This window comes from Mesorhizobium sp. M0870, from assembly GCF_040319775.1.
Lineage (GTDB): Bacteria > Pseudomonadota > Alphaproteobacteria > Rhizobiales > Rhizobiaceae > Mesorhizobium.
In genome coordinates, this window is record NZ_JAMYOI010000077.1 from 1 (window position 1) to 1,313 (window position 1,313).

Below are 1,313 nucleotides of genomic sequence, written 5' to 3' on the forward strand. Positions count from 1 at the left end.
CTTCAAATCGGAACACCGGCCGGAATGAAATCGGAATGACTGGCCGGCTTCAAATCGGAATCGATGGCCGGCTTCGTCGGAATACTGACCGGCCGTCTCCGAGCACGATTAACATCACATGCGGTCGCCGTTCAATACGGCTGCACCAATATCCCGCTTGCGGCGGGCAAGGGCTCAGGAAGATGCAACCATTCTACAAAACGGCATTCAGGCCATGCCGGGTATCGGTTCATCCACCTGGATCGGCCAGGACTGATCGGGTCCTGGCGGATTACGGGATTAGGGTAAAACAGGCCTTCATCACGGCGCCTTCGATCACGATGCCGGCGGTTACATACTTCCAGAGTGCGACTAGCAGCTTGCGGGCGAGCGCCACAATCATTGTCTTACGCATCCGCCCGCCGTTTTGCTGAACGCGTCCACGGAACCAGAGAGCAAGCGCCGATTGCGGTTGATGGCGCAGCCATAGCCAGGCGAGTTGAACCATCGTCGTTCGCAGCCGCGGATTGCCGGATTTCGACACGCCTTGCTCACGATCGACCGAGCCGCTTTGCCAAGGCGTCGGCGCAAGGCCGGCGTAGGCCGCCACTTGCCGTCGGTTGTCGAAATGGCGGAACAACCCTTCCGACCAAAGCATGGCAGCAAACTCCGGTCCGATGCCCTTCACGTCTAGCAACATCGCCGCCGAGGTGGGCGTTGCCGCGTCTTGCGCCTCGGCCAGCAACGCGGCTCGCTCCGCCTCCACGCCTCCACGCCTCCACGCCTCCACGGCCTTGACTTGCTCGAGAAGCAGTTCCAGCCGATCGAGTTCGCGGCATATCTGCGCTTTGAGATGCGCTGGCAGCGCTCTGCCATCGCCGGTCCGCAGTTCCTCAAGCCTAACCTAGCATCTGCATCTCGCGAGTAATTGGAAGCAGGAGACAAGATCGATCATCAGCTGATGCCCATGTTGGAGGCAGGGCCCCGGTCGGAGAACCTTCGATGGAATTGAGTGGCCGACTACGTCGATGCCCGTGCTTAGATGGAAGCAGCCCCAGGCGTACACACGGAAATGCGGTATCCAACCTGCGTATAAGAGTTCCAATGAGACGAAAATCGCACAGATTGGTGCGGATGGCGGTCGGTGCTCCGGACCGGTCAGTTGAAACATGCATGGTCGTCTCCACAGGGTTGGTTCAGCAACCTCACTTCTGTCAGAAAGCCGATCGCTTTCCACCGCCCATGGAATCTACAATCTGAGCCTGCGCGATCTTGAGGAGATGATGGCCGAGCGGGGGATCGCCGTCGACCACACGACCATTCACCGCTGGACC

General features: G+C 59.6%; 1 pseudogene. It reads right to left on the reverse strand.

The features are described 5' to 3' along the window. Window positions 1-271: 271 nt before the first annotated feature. Window positions 272-880 (reverse strand): annotated as a pseudogene (locus NKH97_RS33190) (transposase); the annotation flags it as partial. Between the last annotated feature and the right edge of the window lie 433 nt (window positions 881-1,313).